The 19,875-nt window shown below is 34.0% G+C and carries 19 protein-coding genes and 1 tRNA gene; 9 read left to right on the top strand and 11 right to left on the bottom strand.

The features are described 5' to 3' along the window. Positions 1–99: 99 nt before the first annotated feature. The 9 genes from HQN85_RS09850 to HQN85_RS09810 form a co-directional block, all read right to left on the bottom strand. On the bottom strand, positions 100–582 hold the full coding sequence (locus HQN85_RS09850) for a GNAT family N-acetyltransferase (RefSeq protein ID WP_173271690.1): 483 nt from the start codon (positions 580–582) through the stop codon (positions 100–102). Positions 583–979: 397 nt separating this feature from the next. Then, entirely contained in the window at positions 980–3,361 is a 2,382-nt protein-coding gene (locus tag HQN85_RS09845; RefSeq protein ID WP_173271688.1) for a phosphocholine-specific phospholipase C, read from the bottom strand. A 15-nt stretch (positions 3,362–3,376) separates the two neighbouring features. Next, positions 3,377–4,243 (bottom strand): aldose 1-epimerase family protein, encoded by an 867-nt coding sequence (locus HQN85_RS09840; RefSeq protein ID WP_173271687.1) that lies wholly within the window; start codon positions 4,241–4,243, stop codon positions 3,377–3,379. A 58-nt stretch (positions 4,244–4,301) separates the two neighbouring features. Then, positions 4,302–5,309: an FAD:protein FMN transferase gene (locus HQN85_RS09835; protein WP_173271686.1), complete on the bottom strand. Its 1,008-nt coding sequence runs from the start codon at positions 5,307–5,309 to the stop codon at positions 4,302–4,304. A 4-nt stretch (positions 5,310–5,313) separates the two neighbouring features. Then, the gene (locus HQN85_RS09830; RefSeq protein ID WP_173271684.1) at positions 5,314–6,645 is read right to left on the bottom strand and encodes a Gfo/Idh/MocA family protein; all 1,332 of its coding nucleotides are present in this window, start codon (positions 6,643–6,645) and stop codon (positions 5,314–5,316) included. Positions 6,646–6,676: 31 nt separating this feature from the next. Beyond that, a complete protein-coding gene (locus HQN85_RS09825; protein ID WP_173271683.1) occupies positions 6,677–7,639 on the bottom strand; it encodes a formylglycine-generating enzyme family protein in 963 nt (320 codons plus the stop codon). Positions 7,640–7,904: 265 nt separating this feature from the next. Continuing rightward, positions 7,905–7,982 (bottom strand) — tRNA-Val (locus HQN85_RS09820). A gap of 99 nt (positions 7,983–8,081) precedes the next feature. Then, on the bottom strand, positions 8,082–8,807 hold the full coding sequence (recO, locus tag HQN85_RS09815) for a DNA repair protein RecO (RefSeq protein WP_173271681.1): 726 nt from the start codon (positions 8,805–8,807) through the stop codon (positions 8,082–8,084). 3 nt (positions 8,808–8,810) lie between these two features. Then, positions 8,811–9,158 carry a diacylglycerol kinase family protein gene (locus tag HQN85_RS09810; protein WP_173271680.1) on the bottom strand — a complete coding sequence of 116 codons (348 nt, stop codon included), beginning with the start codon at positions 9,156–9,158 and terminating at the stop codon, positions 8,811–8,813. 152 nt (positions 9,159–9,310) lie between these two features. Between HQN85_RS09810 and HQN85_RS09805 the strand changes: the two genes are divergently transcribed. Together HQN85_RS09805 and HQN85_RS09800 are read left to right on the top strand one after the other, a co-directional pair. Further along, positions 9,311–11,665 (top strand): efflux RND transporter permease subunit, encoded by a 2,355-nt coding sequence (locus tag HQN85_RS09805; RefSeq protein ID WP_246249714.1) that lies wholly within the window; start codon positions 9,311–9,313, stop codon positions 11,663–11,665. Between the two features lie 2 nt (positions 11,666–11,667). Continuing rightward, positions 11,668–12,117, top strand: coding sequence for a GNAT family N-acetyltransferase (locus HQN85_RS09800; RefSeq protein WP_173271678.1), 450 nt, complete (start codon positions 11,668–11,670; stop codon positions 12,115–12,117). Between the two features lies 1 nt (position 12,118). On the opposite strand, the gene HQN85_RS09795 is transcribed toward HQN85_RS09800, so the two are convergent. Next, a complete protein-coding gene (locus HQN85_RS09795; RefSeq protein WP_173271677.1) occupies positions 12,119–12,379 on the bottom strand; it encodes an isoleucyl-tRNA synthetase in 261 nt (86 codons plus the stop codon). Between the two features lie 12 nt (positions 12,380–12,391). Then, positions 12,392–12,577, bottom strand: coding sequence for a hypothetical protein (locus HQN85_RS09790; RefSeq protein WP_173271675.1), 186 nt, complete (start codon positions 12,575–12,577; stop codon positions 12,392–12,394). A gap of 82 nt (positions 12,578–12,659) precedes the next feature. On the opposite strand from HQN85_RS09790, the gene ileS reads away from it, so the two are divergent. The 7 genes from ileS to HQN85_RS09755 all read left to right on the top strand — a co-directional run bounded on the left by ileS (position 12,660) and on the right by HQN85_RS09755 (position 19,779). After that, entirely contained in the window at positions 12,660–16,055 is a 3,396-nt protein-coding gene (gene ileS, locus HQN85_RS09785) for an isoleucine--tRNA ligase (protein ID WP_173271673.1), read from the top strand. Between the two features lie 5 nt (positions 16,056–16,060). Beyond that, a complete protein-coding gene (locus tag HQN85_RS09780) occupies positions 16,061–16,444 on the top strand; it encodes a TraR/DksA family transcriptional regulator (RefSeq protein ID WP_173271671.1) in 384 nt (127 codons plus the stop codon). Beyond that, positions 16,444–17,046 carry a lipoprotein signal peptidase gene (locus HQN85_RS09775; RefSeq protein ID WP_173271669.1) on the top strand — a complete coding sequence of 201 codons (603 nt, stop codon included), beginning with the start codon at positions 16,444–16,446 and terminating at the stop codon, positions 17,044–17,046. The genes HQN85_RS09780 and HQN85_RS09775 overlap by 1 nt, the downstream gene beginning before the upstream one ends. A gap of 98 nt (positions 17,047–17,144) precedes the next feature. Then, on the top strand, positions 17,145–17,837 hold the full coding sequence (locus HQN85_RS09770) for a 3-keto-disaccharide hydrolase (protein ID WP_173271667.1): 693 nt from the start codon (positions 17,145–17,147) through the stop codon (positions 17,835–17,837). 2 nt (positions 17,838–17,839) lie between these two features. Continuing rightward, on the top strand, positions 17,840–18,361 hold the full coding sequence (locus HQN85_RS09765; protein ID WP_173271665.1) for a GNAT family N-acetyltransferase: 522 nt from the start codon (positions 17,840–17,842) through the stop codon (positions 18,359–18,361). Between the two features lie 310 nt (positions 18,362–18,671). Beyond that, positions 18,672–19,364 carry an SIMPL domain-containing protein gene (locus HQN85_RS09760; protein ID WP_173271663.1) on the top strand — a complete coding sequence of 231 codons (693 nt, stop codon included), beginning with the start codon at positions 18,672–18,674 and terminating at the stop codon, positions 19,362–19,364. Between the two features lie 100 nt (positions 19,365–19,464). After that, positions 19,465–19,779, top strand: coding sequence for a hypothetical protein (locus tag HQN85_RS09755; protein ID WP_173271661.1), 315 nt, complete (start codon positions 19,465–19,467; stop codon positions 19,777–19,779). The last annotated feature ends 96 nt before the right edge of the window (positions 19,780–19,875 follow it).

Below are 19,875 nucleotides of genomic sequence, written 5' to 3'. Positions count from 1 at the left end.
AGGAATCTATTAGAAAGAATTAGCGATTAGATGATATCACCTTATCATCTCAACCGTCATTCCCAACTCGATTGGGAATCCTAATGCAAGGGCAAGTTTTTACAATTTTTTCACCATCCAAATATCACAACCAAAATGCCCCGAATTACCTAACGAGCTACATAATTTCTCAAAACCTAACCGTTCGTACATACTTACAGCCTGATTTAACTCTGGCATAGATTCTAAATAAATATTCTCATACCCTAATGCTATAGCAGACGCAAAACATTTATCCATAACAGCTTTGCCTAAACCTCTCCCTCTAGCTTCAGGATACAAATAAAGTTTCACTAGTTCACATGTTCCTTCTGGTAAGTTTGCCGTCGGAAAAATACCGCCACCGCCAATCACGTCTCCATTTTCTTCAATCACCCAATAAACAGACTTATCATTTTCAAACACAGTCGATAAATGATTTGTGCCTTCATCAAAGAAAGCCGTACCAGGTTTATTCGCTTTAAATTCCGTTAAAACACTTTTAATGAGTTTGCTTAACGCAACATCATCACTCTGCTTAATTGGTCTTATAGTAGGTTGCATAGTACAAAGTTAGTGGTTTATCACAAATTCACCTACCAGCAAAAAGAAAACTAGCAATGTAAAAAAGAGATCTATCTATGTAAAAAAGAAAACCGCCATTGTAAAAAAGAAAACTAGCAATGCAAAAAAGAAACTTGGCTATGTAAAAAAGAAAACTGACAATGTAAAAAAGAAATCTACCAATGTAAAAAGGAAAATTAGCTATGTCAAAAAGAAATCTACCTATGTAAAAAGGAAAACTAACGATGTAAAAAAGAAATCTAACGATGTCAAAAAGAAACCTAGCAATGTAAAAAAGAAAACTACCAATGTAAAAAGGAAACCTAACAATGTAAAAAAGAAAACTACCAATGTAAAAAGGAAACCTAACACCTGCAAAACGGTAATTCTTTAGCGCTTACAACACACCACCCATAAAAGGATCTGTTATAGAATCTTCTCCAGTTTCTACATGGCCTGCATAATGCTTACTAAAATTTGCTTTACCCTTTACTTCAACTTTAAAATCGTACCAACCCAGACTTTTTTGCAAATTAAGGGTAACGGTCTTTTTACTGTTTGCAGCAATGGTGATATTTTTAGAATTGGCTTTATAAACATCGTCTGTAATTTGAATTTGCAAAGCCGACATTTCAATATTCTCGAGCAAAAGCTGAATATTGCCTGTTGCTTTTTTTAATACACCATTCTGTTCATAGGTGCACTCTAGACTTAACAGTGGATCGTGCTTATCTCCTTTAAAATGACGGAAAAAACCATTTGGCCCATTAACAACAAGATTATAAATCCCATCCTTAAAGTCAGCAATCTTCCAACTATCTCTTAACCAACCGCCAGCTTTTACCGCATAATTCCAGGTTTTGCCAGCTTCTTTTAAGTAGCTACTTGGCGTGTAAACACTAAATGGCGCACCCACATTTGCCAATTTCTGTCCAAATGAAGTTTTAAGCGATGTAAAATCTAGTTCAATGTTATCGATATTAATAAGTGAATCAACCTGTAATTGATAAGGCAATGCACAAGCAAGCTTTGTACCTTTTTCTTGTACAGGTGCAAATTCAGATGCATCTTTATGAAATGGCGGCAAAGAATTTATTTTATCAATCTCTTCCTTTGCTAATGCTGTTGGCGTTACTTGAGCAGGCTTAGATTTTGCATTTTGAATATCGCCTATTACTTTTTCTCTTTTCAGCCTTGCTGGAGTATTGATAGTCTCACCAGTATATGGTCTAAATACCGATGTTAAATCTCCACAAATCGCCCTCCGCCACGGACTAATCGTATCACTTTTGATTTTCTTACCCGTTTTATTGCTCAAGAAATTCTCTAAAAATAGTAAAGAAGAAGTATGGTCGAAAACCTGCGAGTTCACATAACCACCCTTACTCCAAGGCGAGGCTATCATCATTGGTACTCGGTATCCTAAACCTATCGGACTATCCTTTTTAAATTCATAATCGGCCCACGTTTCTAACCCCTCACTTACTTTCCCTGTCGATAAATCTTCTGGTTTTGGCGGCACAAAAGGTGACAAATGATCAAAATACCCGTCATTTTCATCATATGTTAAAATGAAAATCGTTTTCTTCCACACCTCTGGATTTTTAGTTAAAATATCTATCGCTTCCGAAACATACCACGTACCATACAATGGCGAACTAGTATGATCTGAAAATCGTTGAGGAGCAACTAACCACGAAACAGTTGGCAATTTCCCAGTATCAACATCCTTTCTAAACTGCTCAAAAATATCTTCCTTCGGAATGTTTAGCGTTTCCGTTTTACCTTCATCATTTGTAAAAGTAAATGGTGCTAATTTTAAATAATCAGGGTTATCAATATTGGTGGTAAACGCTTTATCAATTAAATTTTTTTCGCGTTGCGAGAGTTGATTATACTTTGCTAAAACTTCATCAACTGTTAGCTCAGGGTGATTTGTTTTATCTCCATTTTTGCGGAAATAAGCCGATAATTTAACATGATGACGTGTAATGTATTCTAACGGATTATCGCCATAGTTACCCAACCAATCGTCAATTTCTCCGTCCTTATCTAAATTAGTTAGTTTTGCAGTCCATAATTCATTTTGATAAACCTTCCAAGAAACTCCATTATCTTCTAATAATTCAGGAAAAGTTTGCCAATCTACAAACACATTATCTTGCGATTCAGCCTGCGAATTATTCACCACTGCAACTGAATTTCCATTTTGCTCTGGACGAATTGTCCCCGTCCAAAAGAAAAGCCTATTTGGCGTGGTACCTGTTAACGATGAACAAAAATGATGATCGCAAATGGTAAACGCATCAGCCATTGCGTAATAAAAAGGAATATCTTCTCGCTTATAATATCCTAAAGTCATTAACGATTTTACAGGCACCCATTTATCGTATTTCCCTTTATTTCTTGCAGCAACTTGATCTGGCCATGAATGTGCCAATCCGCCTTGCCATGTAATTTTAGTTTTATTAATATCTACATGAAATGGCGCATAGGTTTTTCCCTTTTCATCGCTTTGCAACCATACTTTATTCTGATTAGGAAGTGTTTTTGCTCTCGGATCATTAAAACCTCGCACACCTTTCATTTTGCCAAACATGTGATCGAACGAACGATTTTCTTGCATCAAAAAAACGATATGCTCTGCATCATAAAATGTGCTACCCGGCTCGGCATTAATTGCCATCGCCTTTTGTATAGACATCGGAATTACGTTAGGCAAACCAAATGCACCTGATAATAAGGCCGCTTTTTTTATAAAATCTCTTCTCGAATCCATTATGGAAAGTTTAGGTTAAAAGCAAGTAACTTGCCATATTCTTTCCCAATGTTGTTTGGGAGCTAAGCTAATTATACCTTCTTTATCTTTTAATTGCTGATTATGATCTATGCCATCGGCAATGCCACACCATGGTTCTAAACATACAAAATCTGCATCTTTCGCTGCCCAAACGCCAAAGCATGGGAAATCTTTAAAATTGAATTCTAAACCGTTGTAATTTTTAGTATTTAAGATGGAAATGCGATCACTTTTTAAACTTTTAAAAACTAAAGCATCCTCATAAAACAATTCATGCTGCAATGTAAGTTTACCCTCATCTAATGTTAAAACCGATTTTTTAGGTGATATTAAATTATCCACAATGTGATGATAGGTTAATTCAGCATCCTTGTTAAACTGTAAAAAGTAATCGGTATAAGCACCTTGCTTGTTTAAAGGTACAGCAAACGCTGGATGACCACCAATGGAAAAAAGTAATTCCTTTTCAGCAGGATTAACAACTTCATAAGTACAAGATAAACTTGCACCTGATAGTTTATATCGCAAACTTAAGGTAAACTCAAAAGGGTAAATTTTTAAGGTTTCATCACTATGTGTGAGGGTAAAAAGAATTTCCTGTTCACTGATGTGATGGTATTCAAATTCCATGTCTCTAGCAAACCCATGTCGAGACAACTCGTAGGTTTTACCTTCAAACTGATAACTATTCTCTTTTAATGCACCAACTATTGGAAATAAAACAGGGCTAAACTTTCCCCAAAAATTAGCATCGCCACTCCACATATATTCGGTTAAACTATCTGTACCTAAAATGCTTTGTAACTCTGCGCCTTTTGCAGCAAAGGATACTTTTATGTGTTCATTCTCTATAAATATCATACGGCTTAAAAATAGAAAATTGAGATATAACGATTACGAAATTAACATTAAATAACATTTACTTGATCATCATCTTTTTAAAACCAGTAGTGAGCGTATCGGCAATTTTACCATCGGGTTTAGTGTAAATAAGGTATGCTTCCAAGTTTTTATGTGCAGATACAAAAGATAAAGCTTCTTTTATGGTCATTCCCATCAATACGTTGTCGTAACCATCAGCAGTAATTGCATCTGGTGCATAAACCGTTGCACTTATCATTTCGTTCGCTAAGGGATAACCTGTTTTAGGATTAATCAAATGTGAAATCTTCTTTGAGCCATTCGTTAAATATTTGCGGTAATTGCCTGATGTAGTTACTGCACCTTCTGTAAACGACATGATATGTTTAATCTTAGGTTCTGCAGCTGGAGTTTCACTTGGCCCTTCAATACCAATTCGTATTGGTTTTCCATCTGGTTTTGGTCCTTTTACCCGTAACTCTCCACCAATTTCAACAACAAATACGTTAATCCCTTTGGCAAGTATAAAATCTGCTACCACATCTACAGAATAACCTTGAGCAATACCATTTAAATCTATACTTACACATGCTTTCTTTTTGGATAAGTAATTTTTTGTGAGCTCAATTTTATCCATCCCAACGCATTGCATAATGTTTTCGATAGTTTGCGTATTTGGTTTATCTTTTAATGATGCGGGTCCAAAACCCCAATACTGAACCAATGGCGCAACCGTAATATCGAACAGTCCATTGCTATCTTTAAAAATATCGAACGATCGCTTGACTACTTTCGCAAAATGAGAATCCAACGTTATTCCATTTTCTGCTAAGTTGAATTTATTAATAGCTGAATTAGGTTTGTATAGTGACATTGATAAATCAATCACATTTAAAATACTATCTACTTGCGTTTGGGTAACTAAGCTATCTGCAGCAAAATAGCTAATCGAATAACTTGTTCCTTGTGCATAACCATTTATTTTAAATTCACGCAAAGGCAAATAATTTGCTGCTGACAAAAAAATAAATGTTAGTCCTAAAAAGTACTTTAAATGTGATTGCATTAAATTAAGATTGACCTAACACTTTTGTTTTACCTGGCATAGCTACCGGATAAAGTCCGTTTGCATCTGGCAAAACTTTTGGTTTAGCATCCCAACTTAACTGTTCTGGAAAAAGACTATTTTCAGCTTTTAAAGCATCATCCCATTTAATAACTTCTCCCGAATACGTAGCATAACGTCCAACTATGGCTGTGAAACAACTTTTAGCCGCTCGTTCAGCATCCCAAAATTTATACTCATTATTAGTAATTGCCGCAAATAATTCGTCATGCTCAGTTTGGTATGGATTAGCATTACCTTTTGTATTATGACTAAACAATTCTTTCCCTTTATGATCCCATAAAATTCCAGAATTATTGGCCGAAAGATAAACCCTACCTTTTGTGCCTTGAAAACTTTCATCAACACGATTATTTGTGCCTTCAAAGTGTCTGCATTGGCTGTAAATTACCGAGCCATCTGCATACGTAAGTTCAACCGCATGGTTGTCGTAAATTTCTCCGTAATTTTTACCAGTTCTCCATGCTCTACTTCCAGTACCCTGAATAGAAACTGGATATGCATTTTTAACCCAATTCGCGATATCTATATTATGTACATGTTGCTCTACAATATGATCTCCACATAGCCAATTAAAGTAATACCAATTGCGCATTTGATATTCCATTTCCGTTTGACTTGCTATTCGTGGTCTTACCCAAACACCACCGCTATTCCAATACACCTGACCAGAAACTATATCGCCAATTGCACCATCTTGTATTCTTTTTAACGTTTCTCTATAATTAGTTTGATATCTACGCTGTAAACCAACAACCACATTTAATTTTTTCTGTTTTGCTAATTCTGCTGCAGCCAAAACTTTTCTAATTCCTGGAGAATCTACTGCAACAGGCTTTTCCATAAAAACATGCTTTCCTTGTTTAATAGCTTCTTCAAAATGAATAGGCCTGAAACCTGGAGGAGTTACCAATAAAACAACATCCGCCAATGCGATAGCTTGTTTATAACCATCAAAGCCCACAAATTGACGCTCTTTTGGCACATCAACTTTAGCCCCAAATTTAGTTGAGATTGCTTTATAGCTATTATCAAGACGATCTTGAAAAGCATCAGCCATTGCTACTAATTTCAAATTAAACTTGGTGCTTAAAGCCTGAAAAGCGGCACCCGTTCCTCTATCTCCACAACCTATTAAGGCAATTTTAATAGTGTCATCATTAGAAGAAGGCATACCAGCCCAAGAATAGCCGCTCATCATTACGCCGCCAGCTACAAGTGCAGAAGCTTTTAAGAATTCTCTGCGTTCATTGTGTGTTTTGTTGTTGTCGTTCATTAGTTTTGGTTTTATCAGGTGTTATATTTGGTTAGTAATCTGCTATTGGAGGTCGATTATAATAGGCGTCAATTTCTTCTTTTGTAGGAGTATTAAGCGGTCGTACTAAACGTATACCAATAAAAGGGGCTTCAGGAAACCACCAATTGCTTTTAGGAATTTGTGGGTCGATTTGTTTCCAAGCTGGATCAGATGCTCTTCTAGTTGCAGAGCGAAGTGCTTTTGCGTCATCTTCATATGAGCCCCCACGAATAACTAATGGGTATAACTTATCAGCAATTGCTACAGGGTTTTTAATTTCCGCTTGACCAGAGCTCGCATAAAAATCAGGTCTATATTCATCGTATGTCCACTCTGCAACATTTCCAAGCATGTCATACAAACCCCAAGCGTTAGGTTTTTTTAACCCTACTTCATGCGTCTTCTTTTCACTATTTAAATTAAACCAGGCGTACTCATTTAACTTTTTACTGTCGTTACCAAAGTAATAATCTTCATTACTTCCTGCTTTGCAGGCATATTCCCACTCTGCCTCCGTTGGTAGGCGATAAAAAATCCCTGTTCTAGCGTATAACCATTTGCAAAATTGTATAGCATTATATTGAGTCATAGCCAATGCCGGATGATTTTGCTTTCCCATTCCAAAAGTCATATCTAAATATGGTTTTGTTGGTCGCGTAACGGCATCAACTTGGGCAGAAACATTTGTAGTATTATTTACTTCGTAATCTTTGTAGAGAAAAGGTTCAAAAATATCCCAAGTCACCTCAACTTGGCTCATCCAAAAAGGATCGAGTTTTACTTTATGAATTGGTTTTTCATCGGCATTGCCATTTTTACTACCCATTAAAAAACTTCCACCTGCTATGGCTTGCATATCAAATGAAAGTTTTGTGCCTTCTAATTTTTGTGTATAAGTTTCGTGCTTTTGTTGCGCTGCCGATTTAAGACTGATTAGTAAAAATACCCATGCTATCCCTAGTTTATAGTTCATGGATTTAAAAATAGAAAAAGAAAATTAAAATCAGGCGCAGATATTAACTAAGGGTTAACATTTTTTAGCTAAAAGATATTAGCTATTACCTGGAAATATATCTCTAAAACTAAAATTACAAGCTTTAGCAACAATTATTAAGATTACAACTATAATAATAAGAGAAACAACTCTTCTTTTGCGAGCACTATCCATGAGTATAAAAAGAATTTTTAATAAATATATGCTTTTAAAGCAAAAAAGCCTCAGATTTCTCTAAGGCTTTTGGTGGGAGCTGAGGGGTTCGAACCCCCGACCCCCTCGGTGTAAACGAGGTGCTCTGAACCAGCTGAGCTAAGCTCCCTTTCTTTCCCTTTACTTCAAAACTTAATAAATGTTCCTTCGTTTTGGGATTGCAAATATAGTGTCTTCTAACTGTTTTGCAAAAATAATTTCATTTTTTTTATGAAAGAACATCTTCCAATATTTGATGAGATTTAATTTGGCCAAAAGAAGCCGTATGTAACGTATAGTAAACCAATATTTTATCTAAAATTAATCGTCTAATTTTGTTATCGATTTTTATTTCATTTAATCTTTCAAATGACGTGGTAAATAGCAATAAAAAATAATCTGCCTCAGTTTTATTTATAAAATATGGATGAATTGGAGGTATAGATGTAAAATCTCCTTCTTGCAAATCGAAATATTTTTGATCGTTACGGGTTTGAGCATGGGGTGCAAAACCTAAAAATCGTGACAGTTTCAGCAAAAAAGCCAAATGAAAATTTATGCTCGCTTCAGTAGTTTCATCAAACCAACTCACCGCGTTATAAATAAAGTCGAAAAGATTTTCATCTGTATTTTGCTGCCTTATACTTTTGTACAGCACCTCATTCAAAAACTGAATTATAGTATTCTTGATTACATCATAAGGGATTGAGCGAAAAACTGGTGATGGCCTAGCTTCAGCTACACGCTGAATTTGAGTATTCATTTTATGATACACCACCATATCCAATAAATGTAAAGGCTGCAAAACATTCATGGGTATTTTTGCTTTTGCCTTTTTTACTCCATTAATTAAGTAAGATTGTATCCCAAATTTATCTGTAAAAACTTGAACAATAACGCTACTCTCACTATACAATGTAGTTTTTAAAACAATTCCACGGGTTTTGTGTAGCATTTATCAGATTAACTTAGGAACAAAAATAAGTAATCCGATACTTAACGCAAGCAAAGCCGTGACTAAAACTGCGGCTGCAGCAATATCTTTAATTGTCCCAGCTTTTGGGTGTTGCTGCGGTGAAACTAAATCTACTAAAACCTCCATAGCTGTATTAATTAGTTCGACAATAAAAACCAATGCAATTGCTAAACTAATCCACAACCATTCTATAATTGATAGTTTGAGATATAATCCTAATGCTATGATCAAAGCCCCAGAAAAGCAATGCATTTTAAAATTTAGTTGTGTTTTAAAAGCATATGCTAAACCTTTAAATGCATAAAAAAAACTTTTTAAAAACCTTTCCATGATCATGCTAAAATACATCAAAATTGTTAAATGATCTATTTCAATACAAAACAATAGCGATTTTTGTATGTTAACCTAAAGCGAAATTATAGGTGTAGATTTTGCATTTAAGGCATTTTTATACTTTCTTTACTTTTTAAACGCAGTTGATTATGTGGGCTAAACTCTCTAGAGCTATACTTCAAAACCGAATTCCTATTATCCTTTTTTTTCTTGTTGCAACCATTTTTATGGCTTGGCATGCTCGAAATTTAAAACTTTCTTATGCTGGAAGCAAAATTTTACCATTAACAGATTCTGTTTTTATCAAGTATAACGCTTTTAAAAAGACATTTGGAGAAGATGGAAGCGTAATGGTTTTAGGAGTTCAAAGTCCAAACATTTATAAAAAGGAAAATTATAATAAGTGGATACAATTATCAGATGAAATCCAAAAATTAAAAGGAATAAAAGGAGTTCTTTCTATTGGAAAACTGTTTGAATTACAAAAAGACACTATAAATCAAAAATTTGTAGTTAGTCCAATTCCGAGCGGTTTGGTTAAAACGGATGCAGAAATGGATTCGTTGAAAAACAAAATACAAGGAATGCCTTTTTATAGCGGATTGTTACTTAACAAAGAAAGTAACTCTACGTTAATGGCCATTACTTTTGATCCAAAAATTTTAAACTCTGTTAATAGAAATCCAATATTAAAAGAGATTGAAGCAAAAGCAGATGCATTTGCAAAAAGTACAAGTATTGAAGTTCATAAATCTGGTTTACCATTTATTAGGACTGCAACAAGCAAATTAGTTTCTAATGAATTTGTACTTTTCTTAGGTTTATCAATTTTAGTTTCAGCCTTAATATTATTAATCTTTTTTAGAAGTTTTTACGCTGTATTCTTCCCTATTTTGGTAGTGGTTATGGGTGTAATATGGAGTATTGGAACATTAGTATTATTCGGTTATGAGATTACTATTTTAACAGGTTTAATCCCACCATTGATTGTCATTATTGGTATCCCTAATAGTATATTGTTATTAAATAAGTACCATAACGAGCTCAAAAAGCATGGCGATAAACAAAAAGCACTTGCTATAACTATTGAAAGAATAGCCGTTACAACATTAATTGCAAACGTAACCGCAGCTATTGGCTTTGGGGTTTTATACTTTACTGGCAGCGAATTATTAATGCAATTTGGAAGTGTAGCCGCTTTAAATGTGATGTTCACCTGGCTAATGTGCTTATGCTTAATTCCAATTATTTTCAGCTATTTACCAATACCAAAAGGGAAAGCAAATGCAAAACATATCCCTAATTTTTTAGATCATTTATTGGCAAAAACTGATGCATTAGTCCAACAAAAAAGTCTATTAATTTATGTTGTGACAATTATTTTAACAGCGATATCATTTATTGGAATTTATAAAATAAACATCAATGGTTATGTAGTAGATGACTTACCTAAAAGTTCGCAAATTTTAACTGACTTAAAGTTTTTTGAAAAGAATTTTGAAGGAATTTTACCATTAGAAATTAGTGTTGATACCAAAAGGAAAAATGGAATTTTAAGCATCTCCACTCTAAATAAAATTGATAAAATGGAACGGATGATTGCTTCTTACCCAGAGTTTTCACGTTCTATTTCTTTAAATACTGGATTAAAATATGCTTCTCAAGCATTCTATAATGGAGATTCTGCATTTTATCGTCTACCAACTGATATAGAGAAAAATTTCATTCTAGCTTACGCGGCCAACTCTGGTAAAGGCAATGGAAACATGTTAACCAATTTTGTAGATAAAGATAAACAAACTGCTCGTGTAAGTTTTCAAATGGCCGATATTGGTTCTAAACGTTTAGATGCCGTACTAGTAGAACTTAAACCGAGAATTGATTCTATTTTATCACCTAAACGTTATAATATAGAGTTAACAGGGTCAAGTATTATCTTTTCAAAAGGAACAGATTATTTGTTAAAACATTTATTTGAAAGTATCGGATTAGCAATTGTTTTAATTTCTCTACTGCGATTGGCGCAATTTAAAAGCCTTGGCATTATGTTTATTTCCCTATTGCCAAATATTGTTCCTTTGGTCATTACAGCTGGACTAATGGGATATTTTCACATCCCGCTTAAGCCATCAACAATATTAATCTTTACCATCGCCTTTGGCTTAGCTTCCGACCAAACTATTTACTTTTTAACTCGATACCAGCAGGAATTAACATTGACAAATTATAGTGTTGCGAAAGTGGTTTCAGATACAATTAGAGAAACTGGAGTAAGTATGACACACATTGCTCTAATTTTATTCTTTGGATTCGGCATTTTCACCGCATCTACATTTGGCGGAACTGTCGTTTTAGGATTATTGCTTTCTATCACTCTAATTGTGGCTTTGATTTTTAATTTAACTCTCCTGCCAGCATTAATGTTGTGGTTAGATGCAAAAAAAGCTCGTAAACTAATTCCTGCAGAAGAAGCAGCAAGAAATGAAGAAAAAATTGACCATTAAGAATGATTTTTAGGGAAGCGACCATACAAGACATTAAACAAATCCAATTCGTTAGAAATTCGGTTAAAGAAAATGTTTTATCTAATCCTAATTTAGTACCTGATGTTGATGTTGAAGATTATATCTTAAATAGAGGCAAAGGATGGGTATGTGAAATTAACAATAAAATTGTAGGTTTTTCAATCGTAGATTTAAAAGAAAATAACATTTGGGCATTATTTTTACTTCCTGAATTTGAAGGACAAGGGATTGGAAGAAAACTTCATGATATGATGTTAGATTGGTATTTCACTCAAAGAAGCTTTAATGTTTGGCTTGGAACTTCACCAAATACTAGAGCTGAAAAATTCTATAAAAAAGCTGGTTGGAAAGTAATTGGAACACACGGAAAAGGTGAAATAAAGTTTGAAATGTCAGCAGAAGATTGGAAAAATTTAACTCACATTAAATAAGCTAAACTACACTCTCTCCCTCCAGTGGATCTTTTTCAACCGGCGTAAGTTCAACTACCTTTCCGTCATTATCTATTTTTTTAGCAAATAGAATTGGATATAGAAAAAGTAATGCTCCAATAATTAAAAGAAACCCAGAAAGACCAAGCACATAACTACTTCCTGTTACACGTTTGCTACTCATAATTTGAGCTACAACTAATGCTATTATGCCAAGAATAATGGCAATTACAGCTTTTCGTAATTTCAATACTTTTATCATTGTGATGAGATATTAGATTCTTTTTCTTCTAACTATGCTCATAATAACAAATATCAACCCAATAAGTTCTAACAACATGGTAAAAATTAAAACAGCAATTGTTAATTCTTGATTACTGTTTTTAAGCAAAATTGCAGCAGGCATCAGCACCACTGCAGCAACCATAAATATTAGTCCGGTTTTTAGTCTTTTTTCCATAAAACAAATTGACTTCAAAACTACCAAAATTCATTCTAAAACCTTAGCTTTGCATCCTTTAATTTTTGGAGATACTTGATTGATGTATAGGGAATTTAAAACTTTAGAACTAGCTAAAATAGGAGAAGAAATACTTAAGTTTTGGAAAGAGGAAATGATATTTGAAAAAAGCATTTCAACTCGCTCAAAAGCTAAGCCTTTTACTTTTTACGAAGGACCGCCTTCTGCAAACGGAATGCCTGGTATTCACCACGTAATGGCTCGTGCTATTAAAGATATTTTTTGTCGTTATAAAACACTTAAAGGTTACCAAGTTAAACGCAAAGGCGGATGGGATACCCATGGACTTCCGATTGAACTTGCAGTTGAGAAAAAATTAGGCATTACTAAAGACGATATTGGAAAAAAAATCTCTGTAGAAGAATACAATTCTGCTTGTAAAGAAGAGGTAATGCGTTATACAGACGTATGGAACGACCTAACCGAAAAAATGGGTTATTGGGTTGATTTACAAAATCCTTACGTTACCTATCACAATGAATATATTGAAACTCTTTGGTGGATCTTAAAATCGTTCTACGAAAAAGGATTATTATACAAAGGATATACCGTACAACCTTATTCGCCTGCTGCAGGAACAGGATTAAGTTCTCACGAACTGAACCAACCTGGAACTTATCGCGATGTAAGTGATACAACTATTGTTGCTCAATTTAAAGCTATTGATGAAACTTTACCCCAAGCTTTAAAAGGTTTTGGAGCAGTTCACTTTCTAGCCTGGACAACCACACCTTGGACTTTACCAAGTAATACCGCTCTAACTGTCGGTCCAAAAATAGACTATGTTTTAGTTAAAACTTTTAATCAATATACGTTTGAGCCAATCCAAGTTATCTTGGCAAAAGCTTTAGTTGGTAAACAATTTGCTGGCAAATACTTTTTAGCCGAAGGCGATGAAGATTTTACTAATTACAAAGCTGAAGACAAAAAAATCCCATATGCAATATTAGGTGAGTTTATGGGGGCAGATTTAGTCGGCATCAAATACGAACAATTATTACCTTATGCATTGCCATACCAAAATCCAGAAAATGCTTTTAGAGTAATTTCAGGCGATTTCGTAACTACAGAAGATGGAACTGGTATTGTGCACACTGCTCCTACTTTTGGTGCAGACGATGCTCGAGTTGCTAAATTGGCAACGCCAGAAGTTCCACCAATGTTGGTTTTAGATGACAAGGGCAATGCTGTTCCTTTGGTAGATTTACAAGGAAAATTTATCGCTTCTTTAGGTGGTAATTACGGAGGTAAATACGTTAAAAACGAATATTATAACGAAGGCGAAGCTCCCGAAAAATCTGTAGATGTAGAACTTGCCATTCAATTAAAAGAAGAAAATAAAGCCTTTAAAGTAGAAAAATACGTTCACACCTACCCACATTGCTGGCGTACAGATAAACCAGTTTTATATTATCCATTGGATAGTTGGTTTATCAAAACTACAGCTGTAAAAGAGAAAATGGTAGAGTTGAATAAAACCATCAACTGGAAACCTGAAGCAACTGGAACAGGTCGTTTTGGCAACTGGTTAGAAAACTTGGTGGACTGGAATTTATCTCGTTCGCGTTATTGGGGCACACCTTTACCAATTTGGCGCACAGCGGATGGTTTGGAAGAAAAATGTATCGGTTCTATAGCAGAGCTAAATGCAGAAATCAAAAAATCTATCGATGCTGGCTTTATGCCCGCAGAATTCGAGCTAAAAGATATGCACCGCCCTTATGTTGATGATGTAATTTTAACTTCAACCAAAGGTGAAAAAATGACCCGCGAACTAGATCTTATTGATGTTTGGTTTGATAGCGGTGCAATGCCTTATGCACAATGGCACTTCCCTTTTGAAAATAAAGAAGAATTTGAAAACGCTTATCCAGCAGATTTTATAGCTGAAGGTGTTGACCAAACTCGTGGTTGGTTCTTTACTTTACACGCTATTGCTGTAATGTTAAGCGAAAGCAGCGATGAAATTAAAACCATCAATAAACACGTAAATAACTTAGGTGTTGCTTATAAAAATGTGGTTTCTAACGGATTAGTGTTAGATAAAAATGGCAATAAAATGTCTAAACGTTTGGGCAATGCTGTTGACCCATTTAGTACAATTGATATTTATAGTGCTGATGCAACACGTTGGTATATGATTTCAAATGCTTCACCTTGGGACAACTTGAAATTTAGCTTAGATGGATTAGATGAGGTTCGCCGTAAATTTTTCGGAACGCTTTACAATACATATTCATTCTTTGCGCTTTATGCAAATATCGACAAGTTTGAAATCGATTTAGAAAATCAAACTCCAATTGCACAAAGAAGCGAACTAGACCGTTGGATTTTATCATTACTTCAAACCTTGATTAAAGAAGTTGATGAAAGTTATGCAGCTTATGAACCTACAAAAGCAGCTAGAGCAATTCAAACTTTTGTTGATGAACATTTAAGTAATTGGTATATCCGTTTATCTCGCCGCCGTTTCTGGAAAGGTGAAATGACAGAAGACAAAAAAGCCGCTTACGAAACTTTGTTTACTTGTTTAATGACCATTTCGCAAATCATGAGTCCAGTTGCACCGTTCTTTGCAGATTGGTTATATATCCGATTAACCGAGGCAAATCCGACAGTTCATACTGCAAAATCTGTTCATTTAACGATTTGGAATGAAGTTGATGAGACTTTAATCGACTATGATTTAAATGAAAGAATGGAATTGGCTCAAAATATTTCATCGATGGTTTTATCATTGAGAAAGAAAATGGGCATCAATGTTCGTCAGCCATTGGCAAAAGTTTTAATTCCTGTATTGGATGATAATTTCCAAGTAAAGGTTGAGCTGGTAAAAGATTTAATTTTATCAGAAACCAATATCAAAGAAATAGATTTCATTACAGATACAGCTGGACTAATCAAAAAGAAAATCAAACCAAACTTTAAAGCTTTAGGAGCAAAAGTTGGTAAGGATATGAAATTGGTAACTGAAGCTATTCAAAATATATCACAAGAGGAATTAGCCAAATTTGAAAAAGAAGGTTCTATTTCAATACCTAACACAAGCTACAGTATTGTTTTAAGTGATGTAGAAATTATAGCAGAGGATATTCCAGGTTGGCAAGTAACCAATTTAGGCAATTTAACTGTTGCTTTAGATGTAAGTATTACAACAGAGTTAAAACAGGAAGGATTATCTCGTGAATTAATTAATCGTATTCAAAACCTAAGAAAAGAGTTAAATTTTGAGGTTACAGATCGCATTACGGTAAATTTACAACAGGATAATATATTGGGAGATGCAGTAATGCAAAACAAAGCCTACATTTGCGCAGAAATATTAGCTGATGATTTAATTCTCTCCGAAAACATAGATAATGGAAACAAAATAGTAATCGAAGATGTTGAACTACAAATTTCGATTGCAAAACAATAAATAATATGGAAAAAACTGAAAAAACCCGCTACTCTGATAGCGAACTACAAGAGTTTAAAGAGCTGATCCAAGGAAAACTAAAAAGTTCAAGAGAAGAGTTTCTTTCACTTACCTCATCGTTAAGCAACCCAAATTCTCACGGCACAGAAGATACTTCTGGTGCTTATAAAACATTAGAAGATGGTTCTGCAACTTTAGAAAAAGAACAAATCAATCAATTAGCAGCTCGTCAAAAAAAGTTTATTGATAATTTAGAAGCTGCTTTGGTCCGCATCGAAAATAAAACGTACGGTATCTGCAGAGAAACTGGAAAATTGATACAAAAAGAACGCTTACGTGCTGTACCCCACGCTACATTGAGTATGGAAGCTAAATTGAAACAAGGTTAATGAAAGGCTATACAAAACCCTTACTACTTATTTTTCTGGTTTTAATTGCTGATCAGGTTTTAAAAACTTGGATTAAAACACACATGTTTTTAGGTCAGGAATTTAAAATTATTGGCGATTGGTTTATTATCCATTTTACCGAAAATAACGGTATGGCATTTGGATTAGAGTTTGGTGGTGAATTCGGCAAACTAGCTTTATCCTTATTTAGAGTGCTTGCAGTAATTGGAATTGGATATGGATTGCATTATCTAATTAAACGCAAATATCACCGTGGCTTAATTTTAAATGTAGCTTTAATTTTTGCTGGAGCATTAGGCAATATTATTGATTCAGTATTTTATGGAGTAATTTATAAATATGAAACCCTTTTCCATGGAAGAGTAGTTGATATGCTTTATTTCCCAATCGTTAAAGGAACTTTTCCATCTTGGTTTCCGATATGGGGAAACGAGTCATTTGAGTTCTTCCGTCCGGTATTTAATTTAGCAGATGCGGCAATTTCTGTTGGTGTAATTGCGATTTTAATATTCCAAAAACGTTATTTTAAAGAAGAAGTGAAAGATGAGGTTGGAATAAATAATGAAACTGTAGAGGATTAATCAAAATAAAACTCAATATATCAAAGCCATTTAGTTTAATACCTAAATGGCTTTTTTAATTTAGATGATTATATTTGAGAAGACCAACTATAAAAATCATGCAAAAATTCAAGCTCATCCTTGTTGCTATCGTAATTTCATTATCTATTTCTTCAGCATTTGCTCAACAAAAAAGTCTTTTTGACGGAAAAACTCTAAGCGGCTGGCATGCTGATGTACCAGCTAAAGATAAAGATCCAAAAACCCCAGATGCTTTTATAGTAAGGAATGGAATGTTAGTTAGTTTAGGCGATCCACGTGGTCATTTAATTACGGATGCTATTTATCAAAATTATCGTTTAGAAGTTGAATATCGCTTTGCGGGAAAACCTGGAAATTGTGGCGTTTTAATTCATGCTTCTACTCCAAGAGCATTGTACGGAATGTTTCCAAAATCATTAGAAGTGCAAATGCAACATCAAGATGCAGGTGATTTTTGGTGTATTGAAGAAGATATTACTGTTCCAGATATGGAAGCTCGTCGTGGGCCAAAGGAAAATTGGGGTGTTAACGGAAATAAACTACGCAGAATTAAAAACCTAACAGATGGAAGTGAAAAACCTTTAGGCGAATGGAACACGATGGTAATTGAATGTTTTAATAATGCTGTTAAAGTTTGGGTAAATGGTGTTTTAGTTAATGAAGGAACAAACTGCACAGTAGATAAAGGACAAATTGCCTTACAAGCTGAAGGTGCTGAAGTTGAGTTTAAGAAATTGTTATTAAAACCAATTAAAAAACTCAGCAAATAAGTATGGATTTCAATTTACAACCCACACTTGAAAATGAATTGATCAAGATTGTTCCTTTACAAGAAGATGATTTTGAAAAGTTGTATGCTGTAGCATCTGATCCTTTGATCTGGGAACAACATCCAAACAAAAATCGATATCAAAGAGAAGTATTTCAAAATTTCTTTAAAGGTGCCATGGAATCTAAAGGTGCTTTTTTAGTGTATGAAAAAGAAACCGATAGAATTATTGGTAGCTCTAGGTATTATGATTTAGATGAAGAAAATAGCTCGATAGCTGTTGGTTATACTTTCATTGGACGAGATTATTGGGGAAAAGGACATAATAAAGCGTTAAAGAACTTAATGTTTGCGTATGCTTTTCAATTTGTAGACAAAATAATTTTACACATTGGCGAAACTAATTTCCGTTCGCAAAAGGCTACAGAAAAATTAGGCGCTAAAAAAATTGGAGAGTTGGAAGTTGCCTATTATGGTGAGCCTGTTAAATTAAATTTTGTGTATCAGGTAGATAGGCCAGATTAATTCTTTCGCTCTTATTCTGATAGCTTTACGTTTATCCTTGAAGCACTTTGTTGTTCATTAGAATGAGGAACATTGTTTCATAAACCTTATTGAAACGATATCCTTTGAGCTTTTGCGAGAAGATTTAGTGGAAAGAAGGACTATCCTAAAATAGTAGTGCTACCTACCCTTTTCAAAAAAAAGCATATCTATTTTAAGATACTGATGATCTGCATCTTAGTTATTTAAAAATTAAAAATAAAATTAAGTCTGTGGAATTGGTACGGTTTTTACATCTGATTTGTATAACACACAAATTAAATATTATAACATGAAAAATTTAATAGCCCTAGCCATTGTTGCCTTATTTAGTGTAAGTGCCATGGCTCAACAAGTAGATTTAAGAAAGAAGATTAATGTAAGCGGTTCGGCAGAAACCGAAGTTACACCAGATATTATTTATATCGGTATTTCTTTAAAAGAGTATTTTAAAGATAACAACAGTAAAAAAAGAGTAGAGATTACTGAGTTAGAAAATCAATTGTATAATGCGGTTTTAAAAGCAGGAATTGCTAAAGAGGATTTGATGATTAACAATGTATCGAGCTATAATTTTGCAACTGAGAAAAAGAAAAATCCTGATTTTTTAGCGAGCAAACAATACCGTTTAAAAGTAAGTGATTTAAACAAATTTAATGAGATTATAAATGCGATTGACGCAAAAGGCATTGCTAGTACAAACATAGAAAGCTATGATTATAGCAAAATGGAAACGCTAAAAAAAGAGCTTAAAATAAAAGCATTATTAGCGGCTAGAGATAAGGCCAATTATATGGTAACTGCGCTAGGTGAAAAGTTGGGTAGTGTATTAGAAATACAAGATGGTGGCGATAATGTAATACAACCTATATACAGAAATTACATGATGAAAGCAGAAATGGCTGATGCTGCGCCTGCTCAAGAAATTGATTTCAAAAAAATAAAGCTAAATTTTACTGTAAACGCAGTTTTTGAAATTAAATAGGTAATTTTTTTTAAATTTAATAGCGTTTTTAAGACCTACCAAACATATTGGTAGGTTTTTTGTTATCTTACTAATTAATTAACCTTTAAATCAAAATCACATGAAAAAATTTATTTACTCTCTTGTTCTAATTTTCACATTGGGAATTAGTGCTAATACTGCTTCGGCAGCTGACAACAAAAAAGACCCAAAAGCAGAAATGACTGCTGAACAAAAAGTACAGTTTGAAAAAATTGTAAACAGAGTTGAAGAAATCCGCAAAATGGATAAATCTAACTTAACTAGAACAGAGAAAAGAGAATTACGTAAAGAATTGAAAGAAATGAAAGATAAAGCTCGTGCTATGTCTGGTGGTGTTTATCTTTCAGTTGGTGCAATTATCATCATCATTTTATTGTTGATTTTAATTTTATAAGAATTTACACAATCCTATATATAGAAAAAGTCCCCCGATTTATTGAGGGACTTTTTCATTTTAAGCAGTTTCGTCATTGCGAGGCACGAAGCAATC

The organism is Pedobacter boryungensis (genome assembly GCF_013204825.1).
GTDB classification, from domain to species: domain Bacteria; phylum Bacteroidota; class Bacteroidia; order Sphingobacteriales; family Sphingobacteriaceae; genus Pedobacter; species Pedobacter boryungensis.
This window is presented reverse-complemented; position numbering and strand designations above follow the sequence as displayed.

Bases quoted from the DNA above. Each gene is read 5' to 3' on its own strand.
- HQN85_RS09850 (WP_173271690.1), bottom strand. From the start codon at position 582: ATGCAACCTACTATAAGACCAATTAAGCAGAGTGATGATGTTGCGTTA.
- HQN85_RS09845 (WP_173271688.1), bottom strand. From the start codon at position 3,361: ATGGATTCGAGAAGAGATTTTATAAAAAAAGCGGCCTTATTATCAGGT.
- HQN85_RS09840 (WP_173271687.1), bottom strand. From the start codon at position 4,243: ATGATATTTATAGAGAATGAACACATAAAAGTATCCTTTGCTGCAAAA.
- HQN85_RS09835 (WP_173271686.1), bottom strand. From the start codon at position 5,309: ATGCAATCACATTTAAAGTACTTTTTAGGACTAACATTTATTTTTTTG.
- HQN85_RS09830 (WP_173271684.1), bottom strand. From the start codon at position 6,645: ATGAACGACAACAACAAAACACACAATGAACGCAGAGAATTCTTAAAA.
- HQN85_RS09825 (WP_173271683.1), bottom strand. From the start codon at position 7,639: ATGAACTATAAACTAGGGATAGCATGGGTATTTTTACTAATCAGTCTT.
- recO (WP_173271681.1), bottom strand. From the start codon at position 8,807: ATGCTACACAAAACCCGTGGAATTGTTTTAAAAACTACATTGTATAGT.
- HQN85_RS09810 (WP_173271680.1), bottom strand. From the start codon at position 9,158: ATGGAAAGGTTTTTAAAAAGTTTTTTTTATGCATTTAAAGGTTTAGCA.
- HQN85_RS09805 (WP_246249714.1), top strand. From the start codon at position 9,311: ATGTGGGCTAAACTCTCTAGAGCTATACTTCAAAACCGAATTCCTATT.
- HQN85_RS09800 (WP_173271678.1), top strand. From the start codon at position 11,668: ATGATTTTTAGGGAAGCGACCATACAAGACATTAAACAAATCCAATTC.
- HQN85_RS09795 (WP_173271677.1), bottom strand. From the start codon at position 12,379: ATGATAAAAGTATTGAAATTACGAAAAGCTGTAATTGCCATTATTCTT.
- HQN85_RS09790 (WP_173271675.1), bottom strand. From the start codon at position 12,577: ATGGAAAAAAGACTAAAAACCGGACTAATATTTATGGTTGCTGCAGTG.
- ileS (WP_173271673.1), top strand. From the start codon at position 12,660: ATGTATAGGGAATTTAAAACTTTAGAACTAGCTAAAATAGGAGAAGAA.
- HQN85_RS09780 (WP_173271671.1), top strand. From the start codon at position 16,061: ATGGAAAAAACTGAAAAAACCCGCTACTCTGATAGCGAACTACAAGAG.
- HQN85_RS09775 (WP_173271669.1), top strand. From the start codon at position 16,444: ATGAAAGGCTATACAAAACCCTTACTACTTATTTTTCTGGTTTTAATT.
- HQN85_RS09770 (WP_173271667.1), top strand. From the start codon at position 17,145: ATGCAAAAATTCAAGCTCATCCTTGTTGCTATCGTAATTTCATTATCT.
- HQN85_RS09765 (WP_173271665.1), top strand. From the start codon at position 17,840: ATGGATTTCAATTTACAACCCACACTTGAAAATGAATTGATCAAGATT.
- HQN85_RS09760 (WP_173271663.1), top strand. From the start codon at position 18,672: ATGAAAAATTTAATAGCCCTAGCCATTGTTGCCTTATTTAGTGTAAGT.
- HQN85_RS09755 (WP_173271661.1), top strand. From the start codon at position 19,465: ATGAAAAAATTTATTTACTCTCTTGTTCTAATTTTCACATTGGGAATT.